The organism is Paenibacillus sp. FSL R7-0312 (assembly GCF_038004445.1).
GTDB lineage: Bacteria > Bacillota > Bacilli > Paenibacillales > Paenibacillaceae > Paenibacillus_AQ.
Map to the genome: position 1 here is coordinate 7,143,670 of NZ_JBBORE010000001.1, position 21,274 is coordinate 7,164,943.

At 52.8% G+C, this 21,274-nt stretch carries 13 protein-coding genes and 1 pseudogene; 4 read left to right on the plus strand and 10 right to left on the minus strand.

Annotation, left to right across the window (positions count from 1 at the left end):
* Nucleotide 1 precedes the first annotated feature (1 nt).
* The 4 genes from MKX70_RS30880 to MKX70_RS30895 all read right to left on the minus strand — a co-directional run bounded on the left by MKX70_RS30880 (nt 2) and on the right by MKX70_RS30895 (nt 7,300).
* The gene (locus MKX70_RS30880; RefSeq protein ID WP_340789344.1) at nt 2–829 is read right to left on the minus strand and encodes an AraC family transcriptional regulator; all 828 of its coding nucleotides are present in this window, start codon (nt 827–829) and stop codon (nt 2–4) included.
* Nucleotides 826–2,463 (minus strand): response regulator, encoded by a 1,638-nt coding sequence (locus MKX70_RS30885; protein ID WP_340789345.1) that lies wholly within the window; start codon nt 2,461–2,463, stop codon nt 826–828. Before MKX70_RS30885 ends, MKX70_RS30880 begins: the two co-directional genes overlap by 4 nt.
* Complete coding sequence (locus MKX70_RS30890) at nt 2,453–4,207, minus strand: cache domain-containing sensor histidine kinase (RefSeq protein ID WP_340789347.1); 1,755 nt, start codon at nt 4,205–4,207, stop codon at nt 2,453–2,455. The genes MKX70_RS30885 and MKX70_RS30890 overlap by 11 nt, the downstream gene beginning before the upstream one ends.
* 1,482 nt (nt 4,208–5,689) lie before the next feature.
* Entirely contained in the window at nt 5,690–7,300 is a 1,611-nt protein-coding gene (locus MKX70_RS30895; RefSeq protein WP_340789349.1) for a GAF domain-containing hybrid sensor histidine kinase/response regulator, read from the minus strand.
* Nucleotides 7,301–7,595: 295 nt separating this feature from the next.
* Here MKX70_RS30895 and MKX70_RS30900 point away from each other — a divergent pair.
* Nucleotides 7,596–7,957, plus strand: a pseudogene (locus MKX70_RS30900) (aldo/keto reductase); the annotation flags it as partial.
* A gap of 122 nt (nt 7,958–8,079) precedes the next feature.
* Here MKX70_RS30900 and MKX70_RS30905 read toward each other — a convergent pair.
* The gene (locus MKX70_RS30905; protein ID WP_231637802.1) at nt 8,080–9,474 is read right to left on the minus strand and encodes a helix-turn-helix domain-containing protein; all 1,395 of its coding nucleotides are present in this window, start codon (nt 9,472–9,474) and stop codon (nt 8,080–8,082) included.
* Between the two features lie 150 nt (nt 9,475–9,624).
* Nucleotides 9,625–12,543 (minus strand): YhgE/Pip domain-containing protein, encoded by a 2,919-nt coding sequence (locus MKX70_RS30910; RefSeq protein ID WP_340789352.1) that lies wholly within the window; start codon nt 12,541–12,543, stop codon nt 9,625–9,627.
* A 266-nt stretch (nt 12,544–12,809) separates the two neighbouring features.
* Between MKX70_RS30910 and MKX70_RS30915 the strand changes: the two genes are divergently transcribed.
* From MKX70_RS30915 to MKX70_RS30925, 3 genes are all read left to right on the plus strand, one after another.
* Nucleotides 12,810–13,337 (plus strand): hypothetical protein, encoded by a 528-nt coding sequence (locus MKX70_RS30915; protein WP_340789354.1) that lies wholly within the window; start codon nt 12,810–12,812, stop codon nt 13,335–13,337.
* Between the two features lie 248 nt (nt 13,338–13,585).
* Nucleotides 13,586–14,182, plus strand: a complete 597-nt coding sequence (locus MKX70_RS30920) for an RNA polymerase sigma factor (RefSeq protein WP_340789356.1) — start codon at nt 13,586–13,588, stop codon at nt 14,180–14,182.
* Nucleotides 14,121–15,446 (plus strand): DUF4179 domain-containing protein, encoded by a 1,326-nt coding sequence (locus MKX70_RS30925; protein WP_340789358.1) that lies wholly within the window; start codon nt 14,121–14,123, stop codon nt 15,444–15,446. Before MKX70_RS30920 ends, MKX70_RS30925 begins: the two co-directional genes overlap by 62 nt.
* 114 nt (nt 15,447–15,560) lie before the next feature.
* Here MKX70_RS30925 and MKX70_RS30930 read toward each other — a convergent pair whose 3' ends face one another.
* From MKX70_RS30930 to MKX70_RS30945, 4 genes are all read right to left on the minus strand, one after another.
* Complete coding sequence (locus MKX70_RS30930) at nt 15,561–16,691, minus strand: IS4 family transposase (RefSeq protein WP_340782749.1); 1,131 nt, start codon at nt 16,689–16,691, stop codon at nt 15,561–15,563.
* Between the two features lie 705 nt (nt 16,692–17,396).
* Nucleotides 17,397–18,359: a glycoside hydrolase family 43 protein gene (locus MKX70_RS30935; protein ID WP_042233873.1), complete on the minus strand. Its 963-nt coding sequence runs from the start codon at nt 18,357–18,359 to the stop codon at nt 17,397–17,399.
* Nucleotides 18,346–19,860: an alpha-N-arabinofuranosidase gene (locus MKX70_RS30940; protein ID WP_445323729.1), complete on the minus strand. Its 1,515-nt coding sequence runs from the start codon at nt 19,858–19,860 to the stop codon at nt 18,346–18,348. Before MKX70_RS30940 ends, MKX70_RS30935 begins: the two co-directional genes overlap by 14 nt.
* Nucleotides 19,861–19,903: 43 nt before the next feature.
* Nucleotides 19,904–21,271, minus strand: a complete 1,368-nt coding sequence (locus MKX70_RS30945; RefSeq protein WP_445323691.1) for an arabinan endo-1,5-alpha-L-arabinosidase — start codon at nt 21,269–21,271, stop codon at nt 19,904–19,906.
* Between the last annotated feature and the right edge of the window lie 3 nt (nt 21,272–21,274).

Sequence of the window (21,274 nt, forward strand, 5' to 3'; positions counted from 1 at the left end):
CCTACGGATGGAAGCGGAACCCGAATCTGCGCCGGTATTCTCCCGGGGAATGTTCAAAGTGTCCACGGAACATCCGGCAGAAATGGGCATAGCTCTGGAAGCCCGTTTTGTCGGCGACCTGTTCAAGCGTCAGATCACTGTACAGCACCTGCTGCTGCGCAAGCTTCAGCCTGACGCTGATACAGTAGGCGAACATAGAATGGCCAAAAGCAGCCTTGAACAGATAGGAGCAGCGGGAGACACTTAACCCGGCGGAGGCCGAAATCTGCTCCAGGCTAAGCGGTTCGTGGGCATGGTTGTCTATGAATAACTTAAGCTTGTACGCGGTATCCGCTCCCTTGGTGCGCGCATTGACCCCAATCACATGCTCCAGGGTCAGGCAAAACGTTCTCAGAAGATAGTCCAGGATCTCGTCCAAGTTCTGCATGATTTTTTTCTTCTCGCTGATGATATGCTTCCATAGCGTAAGCACCGTATCGTCAAAACCGATATTCGTTTTTACGGGCAGGCTTGTGTTAGCCCACCACGAGTCCAGCCACTCCCCCTTGCCGGCCAGGAAATAGTCCGAAGCAGGCTGAGTCTCACCCGCTGCTGTTACGCTCCGGGGCTGAACGTTTAGTCCGTAGGGCTGACCGGGAGGATAAATGAGCAGGTCTCCGGGGATGATGGTCTCGTAATTGCCCGCCACCAGCGCCCGGCAGGTTCCTTCCGCCTGAAACCGGAACAGATAGTAGGTCAGCCCCTCTTCGTACTTCACGGAGTGGGGCTCCGTGTGTGCGAAATAATTAGCATAAATGACGCCGGTACGTTGCGGATCGGCCTTCGTCATCGGTAAGGTTTCTCTTCCGGCCGGTCAGGATGATAGCCCGCCCTGAATTCCGAAGGTGTCTGCCCGGTGATTTTCTTGAACATTTCACTGAAATACCGCCGCTCCTCATAACCTGCTGCCAGGGCGACCTCCTGCACCGGCATCCCCTCTACCAGCAGCGCTTTGGCCTTCTGGATTTTCTCCGTAGTCACATACTGCGTGACCGTCATACCGGTCACCTTCTTGAAAAGACTGGAGTAGTAGCTCGCGCTAAGATGGACGTAAGCGGCGCAATCCCCTACCGTTATATCCTCAGAGAGATGGCTCTGAATATAATTGAGTGAGGCATAGATAACCTTCTGCCCCTCGGACAGGCTGTTCTTGCGCACCAGTCCGGCCCCTTCCACGCATAATTCCAGCAGCTGCCGCTGCAGAGAGGCCAGCGGCAGTCCCGCTGTTCCCTGAGCGGCCCTGAACCTCTGGATCAGCGGCTGAATATCCGCATACGGAATCAGCTCATAGAAGCTCCGGATCGCCGAGGCAGCCAGCTCATCGTACAGGCTGAGCAGATAATCCGGATTCTGCCGGGAGACAAGACTCTGGAGGCCCGTCGAGATATCCTCCAGAATGGCCGCTGCCTTGCTGGCATTGCCGGAGCGCAGAGCCAGCAGCAGCTCGTCCTTGTATTCCAGGGACAGCGGCTCCTGGCTGCCGGCCGGGAGAATATCGTCATAACGGATGGCTGCATTGCCTTCTGTGAACAGATGATAGGCCAGCGCCCGGTTGGCCTGCAGATAGGAATCGGGCAGCTCACTCGTCTCCTCCACTCTGCCTCCGACCCCGACCGAAACGGTGAACTTGGTGTAGCGTTCAATATTCCGGCAGCAGCGTTCGGCGATCTCCACTGCACTGACCGCGCTGCAGTCATTCATAACCGCCAGATAGCGGTTATGTCTGGCGCGGAAGACTACGCAGCGCGCATGCTCGGCAATCGTCTCCTGCGTGATATTGAGCAGCGAGAAGCGGATCAGCTCCACCTCGCGGATGGACAGCTCGGCTGCCCGCTCCTGAAAGTGATCAATCTCAAGCAGCATGACCACAAACCCCTGCGGGTTCAGATCAATATTCAGGAATTCCCAGCGGGCCGCCGCCTGCTCCCAGGCTGTACGGTGGCTGACCAGCAGGGCGAAATATTCCTGCCGCAGTACCGGCAGACTCTCCCGCAGCCTATTTTCCATCTCCCGCAGGGTAAGCAGCTTCGACCGTTCTTCCATAATCTCCGCCTTCGCCCGCAGCACCGCCTTCATAATATCCTCTTCGGTAAACGGCTTGACGACAAAGTCAAAAGCGCCAAGCTGGACAGCCTGCTGCGCATATTCAAAATCAGCATAGCCGCTGATCAGAATCACCTTACAGTCCCGGTGGCGTTCCAGCACGGCCCGCAGCATGGACAGCCCATCCATCCTCGGCATCCGTATATCCGTAATTACAAGATCCGGGCGCAGCTCCGAGATCATGTCCAGCCCATCCTCCCCGTTGGCTGCCGTACCCGCCACCCGGATACTTTGCTCCGCCCAGTTCATGCAGGTGAGTCCTGCGACTACGCTTTTGATATCGTCTATAATGCACATGCTGATCACACCATTATCGTCCATCCTGATGCTCCTCTCTCTTGGGTAAAGATATGATGACCGCCGTTCCCTTGCCTGGCCCGCTGTCCACCCGGAACACCGCACTGTCCCCGTAATAGAGCTGCAGCCTGCGGATCAGATTGGACACGGCATACCCCTTATCCGATTCCCGCCAGAACAGCGCACGAACCTGATCCTCCTCCATGCCTGTTCCATTGTCGCGGACTGTAAGGCACCAGCGCTCTCCCTCGTCCAATATCTCTATATCAATCACTCCGCCGCTTTCCAGATCACGGAAGCCGTGCAGAATGCTGTTCTCCACCAGCGGCTGAAGCAGAATGCGCGGAATAGCGAGTGTATTCAGCGCTTCATCCTCTACGTAGATTTCATAACGGAACAACCCTTCATAGCAGCTGCACTGCAGCTCCAGATACTGGCGGACATGCTCCAGCTCCTTGGACAGCGTAGTAATCTCCTGCCCCTTATTCAGCCCCAGCTGAAACAGCCGGGACAGCGACACTACCATTCGCTGCGACTGCTCCACCTGCTTCAGATTCAGCTTCCAGTAGATCGTATTCAGCGTGTTGTACAGAAAATGAGGGTCCATCTGCGCCGACAGCGCCTTGATCTCCGCCGAGCGTTTATTCGTCTCTGCCTCAGTGACTTCACCGATCAGCACTACGATCTGCTCCAGCATCCGGTTGAAGCGGATACCGACCTGGGCCAGCTCGTCCCCACTGCTGCTCTCGAACCGGGCGGTCAGATCATTGCTTTCCACCTTTTTCATCACCTTCATCAGACCTTGAAGGGGCCTCAGCAGATAACGGGTAAATGCGCCGGATACCATCATCGTGACCGTGAAGGCAGCGAAGGCCACCACCACAAGCATCCACTTGACATAGATCATATCCTTCAGCACGCTGGCTTTGGACTGGATCGTGGTCATCGTCCAATCCGCGATGCCCAGATGGGCATAGTTCAGCAGATAGGATTCACCGCCGAGCTTAAACGTATTGCTGAGATCCCGGCTGCTGCTGATCCTACCGGTCAGATGACTGCCCTCCACCGCCTGCCAGACCAGCGGGTCCTTCACAGAATACACGGGCTCACCTGAAGCGTTCAGCAGGAAGCTGCGCGCCCCGCCGCCGGTGCCTCCGCTTACCAGCTTGCGGAAGCCGTCTTCGCGGATATTGACTACAATATATACACCTCTTACCGGAGTATCGAATATGGGCTCCAGAATCAGTGAGATCACCCGGTCCTTACCGGAGAACAGCATATCCTCATGGCCCTCGACCCACAGGTTCTTCTTATCCTGTTCAATGCGCTCATACAGAAACGTATCCTTGAACTCCGTCAGCCGGTTGCGGTTCATTGACGACGGGTAGAACTCCCCGATCGGCGTGGACACATAGATGGACTGAATCAGCGGCTCGGCAATCCGCGCCTGCGAGAAAACGTTATCAAGATCATTCAGGTGGGTATAATATCTGCCTGTGTCCCCGGAGACGACATCTCTCATCATATCGTGAAAAGGCTGGCTGATCATAAAGGTCATCATAATCAGTGTCAGCTTGTTCAGCTTCTCGTCGATGATCTGTGCCGATTTGACGACGGTATCCTGGGTGAGCTTCAGCGCATTCTTCTCCAGGATCGCCGCCGAGATGGAATAGGATAGCCCTCCGGTCATCAGTACAGAGAGGAGAATCACGGCCAGGAATGCGGTTTTTAATTTACTGCGGAACGATTGCTTCCGGAAATAGTCCATGTTCTTCACGCCTTCCTCTGTACATGCCTACTCTTCGATTATGTCACCCGGACCAGGGGCCAGGCAATAAGCGGCTTAAGATACAGTGAACTCACCGTATGCGGAGGATGGATTTACCGTATGTACAAGGGGAGGGCACCAATTCATACGCCCCAACATAATTCGAGGGGATTTCCTCTGCTACAACCCGAGTTGGCGCCGTAATGGATGAGGCCTTCATGGCTGAAGCCCTAATGGATGAAGCGGACTTGCAGTTAGCACTTCTCGCACGCTCTATGCGAGTGCTTGGCGGAGCTTATCATAGTCCATCCATCTGGACCATCAGCTAATCAAACGGACTGAAAATCCGCTATTTGCCCAAATCTGGCAGATTTGCTGGCTAAGCGGACTCAGATTCCGTAAATGGGTCCGCCGCAGCCCATTTCACGCCCAAATGAACAAAATAGCTGATTCTCAGTCCGCTTAACCCTCATAAAAAGGGTTTTTCGGGAAATAAGAGCTTTTCAGTCCGCTTCACTCTGCTGACGGTACGCTCACCTGCTCCAGCACTTAGCAACCAACAACCAGCAACCAGCAACCAACAACCAGCAACCAGCAACCAGCAACCAGCAACCAGCAACCAGCAACAGCTTATTTCGCCAGCCTTTGCTCGGCAAAGAAAAAAATCACCCGGAAGGCAAATCAAGCTGGAGCTTATGGAGCTTATGGAGCTTATGGAGTTTATGGAGTTAATGGAGCCTGTGCAGCTTAAGTAGATCAAGCCACTTACGCCACTCCAGACAGACTACTTCCGGGCAGCCGCCTGTGAAATCAAGCGCACTAATGCCCCTCATTCCCGCCTGGCGCCCGCATTCGGCGGATTCAGAAGGATTTATCCCTTTGACTGGCAGATCCGCTCCACATCCCAATGAAACTTATCCGCAACAGACAAAACTCATGATTCCCTAAAGTAAACCTAACCAAAAAGCCCGCTTGAATTCCGGTAACATCCCGGCTTCAAACAGGCTCTAGTGCTGCGGTATTTGTATACTTTGCTGCAAATACTTTTGCTTTAACTGTTACTTTCACTTTAATTTACTGTTACTTGTACTCTTGCTATTGCTATTGCTGTTGTTACTCTTATTCCGTTGTCACTGTAGGTGCTGTAATCCGAATTTGTCTTAGAGGAGCTGAGACCGGGCTGGCTTACCCTTGCAGAATCCCGCTCTACCCCACAATTCTCAGCCACTCTGCAGCGATCAGATTGTACTGGCCGCTGTTGGATGCACACCATCCCAGACCCATTATTACGCATCTATTCTTGCTACGGTTCCCTCAAAAACAGCCTGAAGCGGTACATGCACAGCCTGGAACTCCTCCGCAAGGCTGCGGACAACCTCCTAACAATGAGTCAGGAGCTTCAGCCATTCCGGCCAGTTCTGTGCAGGAGCGCCCAACTTCAGGAGAAACGGCTCGCGTCAATTATATGAAGAGAATGCGCAATTAGGATTCCGGCTTGCTGTGCTTCAGCAAAGCCAATATGTTATTGAGCAGATGCACCTTGCGGATGGGCTTGATAATGATGGAGGCGAACTGCGATTTGGTCTCCTCGTCCAGATTCGTCCCCAGGGGAGCAAGCAAAATCACGGGCAGCTTCCTGCCCGGAGCAAGCTGGCGCATTCGCTTGGCAAGCTCTGTAGCTTCTGTCCCTGCAATATCCTTGTCCATAAGGATCAGATCATAATCGTTGTTAGCTGCCAGAAGATCCATCGCCTGCTTGGCGGTCTGGGCAGAATTAACTACCACACTCCAGTCCTCAAGTACCGAAGAGATGACATGCAGACTGGTCTGATTATCATCAACAACCAGCATCTTAATGGAGGCAAGCACATCTTTCTCGAAAGGAATCGAGGGCAGGCTTGTATATTTTTCGAGATACAGAGTGACCTCCAGCTTCGTCCCTGTCCCCTCACGGCTTTCAACGGAGATCTCTCCCCCCATCAGCTCCACCAGCTGTCTGCAGATTGCCAGTCCCAGTCCGGTACCTCCGTAATGATGAAGCTCGCTGCTCTGGTGAACCTGGGTATATTTGTTGAACAGCAGCTTCAGCTTGTCTTCCGCTATACCTATTCCAGAATCCTGCACCGTGATCCTTATTCCTATTTCTTCTCGGAGGACAGGCAATGATTTCAACTCGATGAGGATTTCCCCGGCGTGGGTGAACTTCAGGGCATTGCTTACTATATTCATGATGATCTGGCGTATCTTGGGGGCATCACCCAGAACATACAGGGGAATTTCCGAATCCACATTCAGAATCACTTCCAGATTTTTCTCAAAAGCCTTGGTGGAGAACAAATAGACGCTCTCCTCCAGTGCGGTGATAATATCAAACGGTTCCTTTTCAATGACCAGCTTGCCCGCTTCCATTTTGCTGAAATCCAGAACATCATTCAGAAATTGCAGTAGCTTGGCATTGCTCGATTCAATGATCTCCATGTAAAACTGCTGCTGCTCGTCCATTTCAGTCGTCATCATCAGATCGGTCATGCCGATAATGCCGTTCATCGGGGTGCGGATTTCATGACTGAGCATGGCAAACAGATTCAGCTTGGATTGGCTCTGCTGTTCTATGAATTCAACTTTCCGTTCCAAATTCATAATATAGGTGAAAAAATAGGCCATTGCGCTTAATATATCCAGGTCTTCCTTCGTATGCAGGCCGGCTGCAGGGTCCATCAGACAGATCGTACCCACAGACTCCCCTTGCGCCGTGATCAGAGGAACGCCAATGAACGAGTGTATGCCCCGTGTATGTATAAATTCAAGAGCAGTGGACCCCGGATGATTATGCGTGTCAGCGACCATTGTCGGCTTATTGTCATTAAGAATAACCAGACTACGAATAGGATCAAGAAGGGCGAAATTGTCCTCCTCCTTCATGATAGGCGCTTCCCGGTTGAAGGTCCGCAGCAGGGGAACCAAGCCTAAACCGTGAATCGTAATCATAATCGTATTTGACGTAAAAATCTGGCTTAGCAGTTCAATCATCCGGTCTGCAGCATCCTCTAAATTGCAAATGACCGGACTCCGGGTATTCATCTTCTCCATCATCTTTCTAGAACTCCATTCCAAAATCCATATTTAACTATTTAAACTTATTTTTAATTTCCACACTGTATGAACTTTGTCCATTATTCCTATTTGTCACCATTCACCTTGTAATGCCCGATTGTCCAGCAGAGCCGGCATGATAAGCCATTTGGATAATTAGAAAGGAAACTCCCTATGTTCTTACACTTTAAGAGGGTATGTTACGATCAACTGGACTGCTCCTCATCATAACAGAAAAAACACAGAGACAACCTAAAAAAGTGCACAAAAAAACTATGAAAGGAATGGAAAGAAGATGAAATACAGAAAACTGGGCAATACAGGACTTAAAGTCAATGAAATCGGCCTGGGCAGCTGGCTTACTTACGGCACGGCGGCGGAACAGAAGGCGGCGGATGCCTGCGTTGCCAAAGCTTTTGAATGCGGTATCAATTTCTTTGATACAGCTAATGCCTATAACCGCGGTGAAGGTGAACAAGCAGTCTGCGCCGCCCCAGGTTCGGACTATATTGATGTGTATTTCTGCCACCGGTTCGATAACGAACCCCCGTGGAAGCAACGCTCCGCGCACTCGACGATCTGACCGCACAGGGTAAAATCCTCTATTCGGCTGTCAGCGGATGGACCGCTGCCCAAATCTCTAATGCAGCCGGCATCAGCGGCACGGCATAGCCCGCCCTGCAATTCCCATTTGCAGCAAATACCTGCACGTTAAAGCACCGCCCGGAAATGGACGGTGCTTTACTATAGTTGCAAGCCTATAGCGGATAATATTCCTCTTACAATTTACCTGCCGGCGCGATGTGTCTGCGGGCATGGGCAGTCTGTACTTTATTGATCAGCTTCTTATAGTCCTCTTGCTGCGCAGCCGAAGCCTGCGGCCGATATTGCTCAAACAATCGCACACAGCGGATCACACAGGTCTCGCTGCCCAGTTCCGCCGAAGCCTCCAGGCTTTTGAATACGTAGCGGAATCCTTGCTCCTGTTCCCCGGCACGCAGGTAATATCCCGCCAGTTCATAGAGCAATTCCGCGTAATTATCCGGCAGTTCCGCTCCCGGCTTGTCATACCCCGGGGGAGACCACTCCTGCTCCACCTGCGGCAGGAACCGCCCGATCAGCTCATCCACATTCCAGTGAAACCGGTTGGCTGCCTGAACGGCCTTCAGCATTCCGGGGAGCAGGCCGGTGCCGCCCGTGCCGATATACTCCACATAGTTATGAAGCACTTCCAAATCTCCGCACATTAAACGGAACAGATAAGTGTTGACTATTGCCTGACTGCTGAAATACTCTTTTATTTGCCGGACTTCCTCTGAATCTTCCACAATCCAGTCCATTTCTGCATATAAGGTTACATAATGCAAAGCACGCTCATATTCACCGCGCCCGTCACATACCACGGACTGCAGCCAGTAGGCGTATAAAATATAGAAGCATAGCGGCTTCGGAGGTTCCTTCAGCTCTTTCTGCTTTCTGACTTTGTGATGCTTAATCTCATATTGAATCGCTGTCTTACGGTACAGCTCTTCGGCCAGCAGCCATACCTTATCCCAGTACTGTAATGACAGATAGACATCGGCCAGCTGCTGCAAAGCGCCTAATTGATCGCTCTCATCCAGCCGCTCCACGAAATATTCGAACCGCGTGGCTGCCCGGAAGTCCGCCTCCCGGTCCTGGCCGACCCTAATGGTGAACAGCCGGTACTGACATAAGGCCAGCCGTTCCGAATGCTGGTACTTCTCACTGTCGGCAACCCCTTCATAGAGCAGAGCCGCCGCCTGATAGTTGCCTTGTCCGTAGAATTGCTCCGCTGTATCAAACAGCACAGGAGCATATGTAATATTGTCCATTATAATAAGGACGACCTGCCGGATACACTCCAGTTTGTTCAGCTCCGCGCAGCGGTGGAGGAACGGGCCCAGACGCCGCCAGTCGGGTGTGGAATGAATGACACATTCATCTATATAGAGTTCGTAGAACGCCCCTTCAGCCAGCCCCATTCCGGAGGTAATCCGGTCCAGCTGCTGCATGGCAATGGGACGGTTGCCGTTAATAATACTGCTCAGTGTTCCGGAGTTAACGCCGGATACCCCTGCGAATTGATTAATCGTCATTCCTTCATTTCTTAGGAAAGCGGCCAGCTCCGCTTGAATTGTAGTCTTATGATGCAAACCAATACCGCCCCTCAAAAAACCATATATTCGAATATTAATCCAGATATTCCTATATAATAAGTCCCCCAATTATACAGGTCAATCCGGTTTGAACGGTTCAAAATAGGTTGACAAAGACGGAATAAATGTTATATATCCCCATTTTATCTACGAAATCAGTTTAGACTCTTCTGCCTGCGCGGCCGCTTTGCGGATGAAGCCCTGCAGCGGCTTTTGCAGCGTAAGTCCCAGCAGCAGCGCAAGCACGCCGAACAAGACCAGCAGCAGCGCATCACGGATCGCTACCTCCGGCAGCAGACCGCCTACAGCTTCACGCAGCAGGCTGATCGCATAAGTAAAGGGCATAAACGGATTCAGTACCTGAAAAAAGTGTCCGGTGGTACTAATAGGAAAGGTTCCGCCGGAGCTGGAGAACTGCAGCACCATAAATACGATGGCAATCCCTTTGCCGATACTGCCGAACACCGAGACCAGCGTGAAGACTATCGTCACGAATACCACGCTGATCAGTACGGCAAACAGGACAAACCAGACCGGGTCAGCAACATAACAGCCTAGCAGAAAGATATTACCCAGAACCGCCACCAGCGCCTGAAGAATCCCGACTGTAAGGAAAGTCAGCAGGCGTCCGAAATAGAGCTGATACCCAAGGTAGCGGATTCCGCCGGTATCCACAGCTGTACGCAGCAGCGAGATCAGCAGGGTACCGCCTACCCATAGGGACAGCACGACATAAAAAGGCGTCATCGCCGATCCATAGTTGGGAATCGGATATAACGTCTGCTGCTTCAGTACAACCGGATTCGCCAGGAAATCACTCTGGCTCTGGATATCCCCGCCCAGCAGCTGGGCAATCTCCTCCAGATCGACCTCTTCTTTGATATCGCGGAGCGTCGCTGCCGCCTTGCGGACGCCTGCCACCAGCGCAGGCAAATCGCTGCGCACCAGCTCCGCCGCACGTTCCACTCCCTGGTCTGCCCGCGGCAATCCGGCAGTAATGAAATCCGCTGCCTTGCGGAACTTCACCTCCGCCGCAGGCAGTCCGGTTCTGGCAAATTCGGCCGCTTCGTGAATCTGCGCCCCGGCCCCCGGCAGTCCTTCCTTAATACGCGGAAGTACGTTAGTGACCAGATTGCTGAATGCCGCCATCTTCTCTGTCATACCCCCCGTTGCGTTATGCACCTCTTCGCGGATGGCTGGCAAATCCTGCCGCAGGGCAGCCAGGCCGGATTGTCCATACTGGATGGCGGTCCCCGCTTCCTCCAGTATCGTGTCCAGCGCAGCCAGCCGCTGCGGAATATGCTGCAGCGCTGCCGCGGCATTCCCCGCATCCGCAGTCAGCTGCTGCAGCACCTGCTCCGCTGCGGGCAGAATTCCCGCGTTGTACCGCGGGATAACCCCCTCCAGGGCAGCTCCCGCCTGCCCTGCCACCAGGCTGAGCTGATCCAGCTCAGCCTCCGTGGGCTGCGCGCCTGCCTGCGCAGCCTGTGCCAGTGCCGCCGCCTGCGCAGCTGCGGCGGCATAGGGCTTCCGCGCCGCTTCGACGGCGCGGAGATCACTTGCGCCCGCGGTCCCGGGCGCAAGTGTGTTCAGGGCGCCCAGCAGCTGCGCTGTGTGGGCGAGCCCCTCGCTTGCCGCGGCCAGCCGGGCCGAGGCAAGCTGCAGCTGCCGCGCAGCAGAGCGCTGCGCGGGTTCCTGCTGCACCGCACTCTGGTGCAGCGCTTCACTTGGCTGCGCGGCGTCTTGCCGCAGCGCTTCACTTGACCGCGCAGCGTCTTGCCGCAGCGCTTCACTTGACCGCGCGGCGTCTTGCCGCAGCGCTTCACTTGGCTGCGCGGCGTCTTGCCGCAGCGCTTCACTTGACCGCGCAGCACCTTGCCGCAGCGCTTCACTTGACCGCGCGGCGTCTTGCCGCAGCGCTTCACTTGGCTGCGCGGCATCTTGCCGCAGCTGCGCGGTCAACTGCACGGCCGCTTCCCCGGCCTGCTGCAGCAGATACAAGTTCTGCTGCACAACCCCGGGGACAGCCGCAAAGGCTGTGCCGTTCCCGGCCAGGAACTGCTGCAGCGCAAGCCCGAAGCTGCTGCCGGCAGCGGTGATCCGGTCAGCCTGCGGCAGAACCTTGGCCGCAGTGTCCACTGCGGCTGCGGCCTCTTCCAACCGGACCTCCGCCCGGTCCAGCACACCGTCCACCTTGCTGAAGTTCGAATCCAGCTCGGATACCAGCAGGGCAGCACGTTCAATGCGGGGCAGCTTCTCCTGCAGCTCCTCCAGATGTCCGGCGGCAGCCGTAATCTGCGGCCAATATTCGTCGATCTGCTCCACGGCTTTTCCCGCCTGCTCTACCTCGGGGAGCCTGGAGGCCAGTCCGGCAATCCGCTCCGCAGACGAGGAGATCTCCGGCCAATCCTCCTGCAGCTTCAGTACCAGCCTTCCGGCTCGCTCAATCTCCGGCAGCTCCGCCTCCAGTTTGAACAGCCCGGCCTCCACTCTGCGGATCGCGGGCAGCTCGGACTGGAATTCCTCATCTACCCCGCGCAGGGCGGTCAGAACCGTACTGCTGATCGTTTCCGTGAAGTGCTCGGTGATCTGCGTGGTGATCGTGGAAGCACCCTTTGCGGTAATTTTTGGAGCAATCGCATTAATTTTTTCATTAACGGTATATTCAATCTCCGGCTTCTCCAGCTTACCTTCAAGAATTCCGGTCATCCGCTCAGAGAAGTCTGCCGGAATCACAATACTCGCATAGTAATCCCCCCGCCGCACCCCGTCCACTGCAGCCTCCGCATCTGTAAACCTCCAGCCGAGTGACTTATTGCTCCGCAGGCTTTCCAGTACCTCCGCACCGATATTGAAGCTTGTACCCTGCACGGCCGCACCTTCATCCAGACTGGCTACGGCGATTTTGATCCCGGAGGTGTTGCTGTACGGGTCCCATACGGCCGCCACATTCACCCAGTCATAGACTGAAGGCAGCACAACAAGCGCTGTAATCAGCAGCATGGCTACAGGTATCCTGAACAGCCTCAGCCAATCTCTCTTGTATATTTGCCAGATCTCCTTCAACCCCAGTCACCTCTCAGCCGATAGTTGGATAACTTAATATGCCCCGGATGAAGGCTTTATACGACGGTGACTGGCAACGGGAGGTTGCTGGAGGTAAGCAACCCAATAATTGGAGTGGCTCTGGCAGAGAGATTTGAAAATTTATTTGCAACATTTCTTGAAAATCAACGTTATTAGGGTATGAACACGTTTGAGAACTATACTGAAGGGTAATTAGGTATATAGACTTACACCGTGTCATATTACGCCAAGGGGGAAATTCCACAATGTTAAAAAACAAAAATGTCTATCTGTTTCCTGTATTGGTCCTGTTGTTCCTCTCCCTCGTGACTACGGCCAGCACGACCATGAAGACCGCAGAAGCCCAGAGCAGCGATCATATCCAGCACTTGACGGTTTACATACACGCACTCGAAACCAATAAGGGTCAAACCACCCTTACCGGGGACGAAATTACATGGTACGAAGGTGCGGCAGCCGATGCTATCTTCGCTGAACGTGAGCCTGAAGCCGCAGCCGAAATCGGCGGTGTACCCGACGGTTACTATATCGTGAATGACAGCGATTCGCTGACTTCCTACCCGGTAGCCCCTAATGCCAAAGTAACTATGCAGATCTACGACCACACTGGTAATATTGAGGAACTGGACATTAACTGGAACGAGGCGCTCAGCCTGAAGCAGTTCACTCAGGAATTTGCCAAAACTGATGTTTTCGATCTAAGCCAATCTCCTTACCACATCACCATCCAGAACGGGCAGATCGTCTCCATCGTGCAGCAATACACACCTTAAGTGATACGTTAGTCTGATAACCTATTCTGTCATCTCCCCAAGCCACAGTCTGTTGTTAACAACAGCTGTGGCTTTTTTGCGCCTACAGTACTTCCCTGTCTGTGGGTATCATGTTATGACGGGCGGCTGTAGTGCTCAAGAACATCAGAACATGAAGCAGAAGCAGCTGTTCAGGCTGTGGAGATTTTTTTGTGCACAATGAACTTTTAGAACCTCTGCGGACTCTTATCTATGAAAGAGGTGAGAACATGAATGTAAGCCGTCTGGTCAGACAGGCACAGCGGGGCAATAAAGAAGCATTACTAGAACTAATCCTGGCCGAACAGGACGCTTATTACCGGCTTGCCTACAGTTATATGGGAAATGAGCATGATGCAATGGATGTCATGGAAGACATGATTGTTACGCTTTACGAGAAGCTGGGGCAGTTGAACAATAGGGAGGCCTTCTACAGCTGGAGCAAAACGATACTCGTGAACCGCTGCAAGACCGTCCTCCGCAAGCAGGAGCGTTATCTTCCTCTGGACGACGAAGACGACCGGGAGCCTTCACTTGCCGCATGGACCGCAAATAACCCCTACCGCTATACGGAGTCTGAGCTGGACATGTCGGCGTTGCTTGCTCACCTGAATCCGCGGCAACGGGAAGCGATTGAACTCCGCTATGTTCATGATCTTCCCTATCAGACAATTGCCGAGATGACCGATTCACCGGTGGGTACAATCAAGTCAAGAATCTCGCAGGGCATACAGAAACTAAAAGCCATGATCGGAGGTGACCGTTATGAGAACGATCGAGGAGAGATTACAGGAGCATCAGCAGATCATGACCCCATCAGAACTTGAGGGCAGACTTCGAACAGCGCTTGAGCGCGTTCCTGTGAAGACAAGAACCCGGATTAGAGTGAAAACCTGGGTTGCCTCAGCAGTTGCAGCCTTTATTCTGACGGTTGGCATCTATCAATATCCTGCATTTGCATATTACGGCGGGAAGCTGTTTAGTAAAAGCGAGCTGGATACCATGGCCTTCGCTGAATTGGCGGACCACGGATACGGTCAAAGCGTCCATAAAAGCAAAACGTTAGATGACGGAACGGTTATTACCATTAACGGGGTGATTGCGGACGACAACGCCCTGACGATGTATTACAGCATTGATCCGGCTTCAGGTAGTATATATACCGGCGACTTCCCTGCCGGCAACTATTCTCTCCGTTACGGAGTAGATAAACTGGAAGGGTTCCTGACGGATTCAGATCCTCTGGGGGGGAGCGGCGGAGGCAGCAAAGACGGTACCCGTTACGAGGGAGTATTCAAATTCGAGCCGGCCAGCCCTTTCTCCAGAACATTGACCGTTACTTTCAGCGAGCGGCTGGAGAATGGGACAGTGGCACACTATCCTGTCTCCTTCAAATTTGAAGCGAACAAAGCCATGAAAAGCCTGCTTACAGCGGATATTTCCCAAGCTGTTCCGGTGGATCAGGGAACGGTCCACTATGACTCTATTACAGCTTCTCCAACTTCAACCCTTGTGAAGGGGCATTATGAACTGGAAGATGGGGAAACTCCGAGATTTTCGGCTGTAACCAAGCTCTATGTGAATGGGATTGAAGTGAATTACTGGTCCATGCGGTCGGCACGTTCCGGCAAAACAGGACTTACGGAATTTGAAATCGAATACGATGTACTCCCGACAGACAAGCTGCAAACTGTTGAACTGGTACTCGATAATTTCACCGGATATGAGCAAATAGAGCAGCCTGTCTCCCTGGCTGCGCCCTCTGACCGCTCCATCCTGCTTGGCGAGGAGAAGCTCTGGATTCGAAGCGTCACCCGGACTGGTTACGGCTATGATATCGTGATCGCCGGGAAGCAGTTCACCTTCCTTGACACGGAGACTTTAGCTGTCCAAGCCGGAGGAACCACAGTTCCCGTCACTTCTATATCCCAGTCCCGTCCATGGGACTTGAAGAACGGCAACATCCTGTGGGAGCGGACGTATTCGTTCAATACGGAGGAGGCGCCGCAGCTCCTGCTGCTGGACGGATTCCACTACATTAAGACTTATAACAAGTCCATAACGGTTCCTATAGATGGCAAGAAACACTAGAAATGCACTATGTCTTCGAAGTGCCGCGGCGCTAATTTCAATCCACAATTCGCGGCACAGAGCTTCACCTAGGCATAAATGTTGTACGTTTTACAGGCCTGTTGATTCCCCATATTATGGGATGGATATAATCCCCAAAACCCCTTTGTTCCTGAGCAGACTAAGTTGAACCTGCCACTCCAGCGGAAGACTAAATATACGCCAATGCTGCATAAATTCCCAAAGGGTCAGTTGAGCAAAGGCAGGCACGTTGGGGTGGATTTCATCATAAACGCGTTTCAGAAGCACATAGACAGCAAGGGCCACAAACAATTGGCTGTATACCGCATTTTCGGTGGTTCCAAATAGACATGGCACGTTCAGATGCTGTTTAATCCAGCGGAAAAAGACTTCAATTTCCCAGCGTGCCTTGTAGATTTCAGCGATCACATGAGCGGACTCTTTTCTCAAATCGGTCACGACCCGTACGACTTCACCCCGGTCATTTTCAAATTCTACGACCCGGTGGCGCTGAGCAGATTGGCACTTCCCTTGACCGATATAACAAGTAATATCACGAACAATTTTCGTTTCTCCCTCTGCGGGTCGCTGGAGTTCTCTTGGCTTCACCAAATGGAGATTGTCTTTGAGCCGAATCACAAACGACTGGCCCTGGAGCACATATTGATCCAATCTGCTGATTTTTCCATACGCCCGATCCTGTACCAAAATGTAGTCCGTATCTGCCAAGACTTCTCCAAACGGAGCGTCATTGCGCTTCGCGATCGATTCCTTCACGTTCAGGGGTGAACGCTGGCCATGCGAAAGAGCAACATGCAGCTTAATACCCCCTCTGAATTTTTTGTACGAGGCCCAAGGCATTCGAGAGTTCGCTGCCGTGACCGTAGTCGAGTCAATCAGCAAAAGATCTTTAGGAAGGTTCAAATGCCGCCGGGTTTGGCGGTTACATTTCGTGACGAGCAGTTGAAAGATACGTTTGAAGATTTCGTAAGGGACTTCACCGGCCTTGCCGGAAAGGGTGGAGTAATGAATTTCTGGCAAGTCAAAGCTTGGGCCTAAGCGGGCACTCTGCCGGAATCCGTCCCATTTGTGGTAGCAGGCTTGGACAAAGTAATCGAGCAGCAACCCGACGGTCATTTTGGTTCCTCTATCCACGTAGTCCTCGGTTTGTCCGGTCACCATTTGGACTTCTTCCGGTGTTAACACTTGTTTGAAAACGGCTAAAAATGGGGTATATTTATTCATGAGGTCGCCTCATTTCGGTTTGGTTTGGTCGTACTTACCATTACCCGAAATGGCGGCCTTTTTCGTCCCTTTTTTTGGGAAATCAACACGCCTATACGTTTTACAACTTGGCCCCCTATATATCTGGCTGTTCGGGAGGAATGTTGTACGAAATACAAGAATTATCCGGCTAAACCGCCTGGGGGAGGAGAAATGTTGTATTTCCTACAACAATCTTGGATTAGGACCGATATCCTGAGGAAAATGTTGTATTTTGTGCAGGATATCGCATGAACTCAATAAAACCACTCGGAACTCCCACACAAACGGTGGGGTAATCAAGAATATCTTAAGATTAGCTTCTCTCACCGATAGTTGTATTCCGTACACTTAAAAGACGGCCAGCAAGCAAATTCGGCCACTTAATTGTATTCTGTACAACTAAAAGTAGCGAAAAGTGCTCCTTTGCGGCACAAAGGTCAATATAATTGCAGAGAATACAACTATAATACTTACCGCGCAATAACTGGTGACTTTAGTTGTACCAAATACAGTTATAACCCATCAGATAAAAGCAAGACGCAAAATATCCCGCTCCCCTATCAGGGTTGCGGGATGTTTGTGTCTATATAAGCTGAACTTAAGTTCACTCTATATAGCAGAACCTTTCTGCATCCGCAGGCCTGTCATCTGCCATTGCGGCTCCGGGTCACGGGAACCGGTCCGTTACTTCCCGCCGTCCTTCACCGGTACGCCGAAATCCGGCGTGCCGTCTTCATTCCAATGCAGGCGCTGGGCCCGGGTATGGCGGTTCGGATCGTAGAGCGGATCTCCGGTAATCTCCTTATAGTTGCGGGCATGGTAGATTAACACATCCTCACCGTTCTCATCGACCGTGAAGCTGTTGTGCCCCGGGCCGTATTGCCCGTTCTCCTCACTCGTCTTGAAGACCGGTTCAGGATGTTTGGTCCAGGAGGCGGCATCCAGCAGATCGCTGTCTTCATCGGCGGTGAGCAGTCCCATGCAGTAATTATAGTCGGTCGCGCTGGCCGAGAAGCTTATGAAGATCTTGCCGTTACGCTTCAGAACAGCTGCGCCTTCATTCACCCGGAAGCCAATAATCTCCCACGGATACTCCGGCGTGGCGATCATGGTCTGCGGACCTGTTAACGTCCAGCCGTTAGCCATGGCCGAGATATACAGGTTAGAATTCCCTTCGATAGCGGGGTTCTTTTGCGCCCATACATAGTATCGAACTCCCATGTGTTCGAATGAAGTGCCATCCAGAGCAAAGGATTCCCAGGCAGTCTTCATCTGGCCTTTCTCCACCCATTCCCCTTCCAACGGGTTCGCCGAAGCATTCTCCAGCACGAACATACGGTGGTCGAACAGCCCTTCCTTTGTTTCCGTGGTCCGGGCAGCCGCGAAATAAATGTACCATTTGTCATCAATATAGTGGATTTCGGGAGCCCAGATATTGGCGCTGAGCGGGCCGTTCTCCTCTTTGCGCCAGGCTACTACTGGCAGCGCCTCTCTAAGTCCTTCTATGGTTGCAGCTCTGCGCACTTCGATCCGGTCATATTCCGGCACGGAAGCCGTGAAATAGTAATAGCCGTCTGTATGCTTGTATATCCAGGGGTCAGCACGCTGCTCTACAATCGGATTACTGTATTCTCTATTTGTGCTCATCATGGTTTCTCCTTTGGTCTTGAGCTTTTTGTCTCAGGGTCAGGACAACAACCGACGCCGGCGGGAGCTGGCACTGCAGCACTCCATCCATACACCGGGCGCCTTCGAAGGGTACCGGAGCTACCGCCTCCGGCAGCTCGAAGGTGTTATGGGCATTCAGATCGCTGTGCGTCAGAATCTTCCCGCTTACAGAACCAGTGACACCGGGGAGCTCAATAGCAAGACTGGCATTATCCGCATGGCTCATATTGCAGAGGGAAATGTGGATGACCCCCGCCTCATCCCGGGAAGCCGATACGCTAAGCTGCGGAATCGAGTCTCCGCCGCAGGTATATTCCGGACTGGTGAAATCGACTGCAAGCAGCTCATTATCCTGATGAACTTTGTACATTTCAAATACATGATAGGTAGGGGTCAGCAGGATTTGCTCACCTTCCGTAAGGATCAGCGCCTGCAATACATTGACCATCTGTGCCAGATTGGCCATATGCACACGGCTGCTGTGATTCTGGAAGATGTTCAGATGTATTCCGGCCACGAGCGCATCTCTGAGCGTGTTCTGCTGATACAGGAATCCGGGATTGGTGCCCGGCTCGGTGAGGAACCAGGTCCCCCATTCATCTATAATCAATCCTACCCGCTTCCCGGGATCATATTGGTCCATAATCGCCGAATGCCGGGTAATAAGCTCATCCATATGGAGTGATTTCTTCATCGTTTCGAACCATTCATCCGTATCGAATCCAAGCGCATAACGCTTCTCTTCCCAGCTTCCCGGAATTGTATACGAATGCAGGCTGAGCCCGTCCATGAAATGTCCGGCTTCGCGCATCAGCACTTCCGTCCAGTTGTAATCATCCACATTGGCGCCTCCGGCAATTCTGTAGAGCTTGTTGTCACCGTAATTGCGCGCATAGGTCTGATAACGGCGGTACAGGTCGGCATAATATTCCGGCCGCATATTGCCCCCGCAGCCCCAATTCTCATTGCCGACTCCGAAATACTTCAGCTGCCAAGGTTGCCCCCGGCCATTCTCCTTGCGCCAGTTAGCCATCGGAGATTCACCGTCAGAGGTCATATACTCGACCCATTCCGACATTTCCTGAACGGTACCGCTGCCCACGTTGCCGCAGATATACGGCTCGCATTCCAGCAGCTCGCACAGGCGGAAGAATTCATGGGTGCCGAAGTGATTGTTCTCAACCACACCGCCCCAGTGAGTGTTAATCATCCGTTTACGGGTTTCAGGCAGGCCGATGCCGTCTTTCCAGTGATATTCGTCGGCGAAGCAGCCGCCCGGCCAGCGGAGAACGGGAATATCCAGTTGTTTCAATGCGGCAACCACATCATTGCGTATACCATCCGTGTTCGGAATCGGCGAATCCTTACCTACCCATAGACCTTCATAGATACATCTGCCGAGATGCTCGGCGAAATGCCCGTACAGATGGCGGCTGATCCTGATTGCCCCTTGACCTGTGCTTACCTTCACATTAGTCATCGTTCTCTTCTCCATCCTTTCCTGCTCCATGTATACATTCTTCTCAGGAGCTCTGCTTACCCCAGCTGCAAATCCCGTTGTCATTCATGCCGGTGAATACCAAAGCCGGCTTCTGCTGTTCCCAGTCCCAGGCAGGCAGCAGCTGCACCTTCTCCACGTGTCCTTCACCCTCTGCAAGGCGGCTCCAGACCAGCGTCAGTGTCTGCTCCCCATCATGGGTCCAGTGTCCCTGTCCGTGCTCACCCGACAGTTCTCCACTCCAGAACAGCTTCAGCGGAACGGACTGCACCTGGCCGTCTACCCCCGGATCATGAACGATCCGTTCCCACTCTCCCGGGATCAGCGCTGCAGGAATATTCTGCTGCGTCTCGCCGGCATAACGTTCAGGTGAAACCACCGGCCAGCCCTCTGCGGTCCAGAGAATTCTGCGGATATGCAGGTACGGCCACAGCTTGTCACTTCCGCCCCGTGCATGATGCACCATGTAATAGCTGCCGTTATCGTTCAGAACCGAGTTATGCCCCGGCGCGATCCAACCCGGATCTTCTCCGAACCGGTAACCGCCCATCACCTTGACTCCGACCTCATGCTGCGGCATATGTGTAATATCGGCTACATCGCAGCCGTGCGCATCCAGATATGGGCCTGTAATAGAATTCGAACGGGCTACGCGGACGTTGTAATCCTCAAACAGCGAATCATACGACAGGAACAGATAATACTGCTTGAATTGATCATTGTAGATAATATAAGGGCCTTCTACTGCCCCGTCCTCCGTAGCCTTGTCACGGACGGCAAGCAGCTTGCCGAAGCCATCCTCCAGCGGTTTGCCCGAATCAGGGTCCAGCTCCGTAATATGAATCCCGCCAAAAAAGGATCCGTAAACTATCCACATCCGCCCATCCGCACACTCAAGTACATTGGCATCAATGGCGTTGACCGGGTCCTCGCCGCGGGTCTTAATGACAACACCTTCGTCTTCCCAGGGCCCTTCGATATGCGCTGCAGTTTGCAGGCCGATCAGCGATTGCCTGCTGCCGAACGAGGAGGCCGAATAGTACATCCGGTATCTGCCGTTCACCTTTACCACATCCGGCGCCCATAGATTCACGGAGTTCGCCCAGTCCAAGGCTACCTGAGGGATACCTGGAAGCGCGTACTGTACCCACTGCCAATGGATCAGGTCCTCTGATTTACGGACCATGACTCCAGGCACCAGTTCCCCGCCGACTCTTACATCAGTAGAGAACACATAGTAACCTTCCCCGGTCTTAATGATCCCCGGATCATGCGCGTTATGTACACTCCACTGTGACTCCTGATCAAGAATAGAGGTGTCGTACATTTTGAACTCTCCCGGGGAGGAGGGGAACTTCAGTCCAGTTCCTGTGCCGCTTAAAGGATCTAACATTTC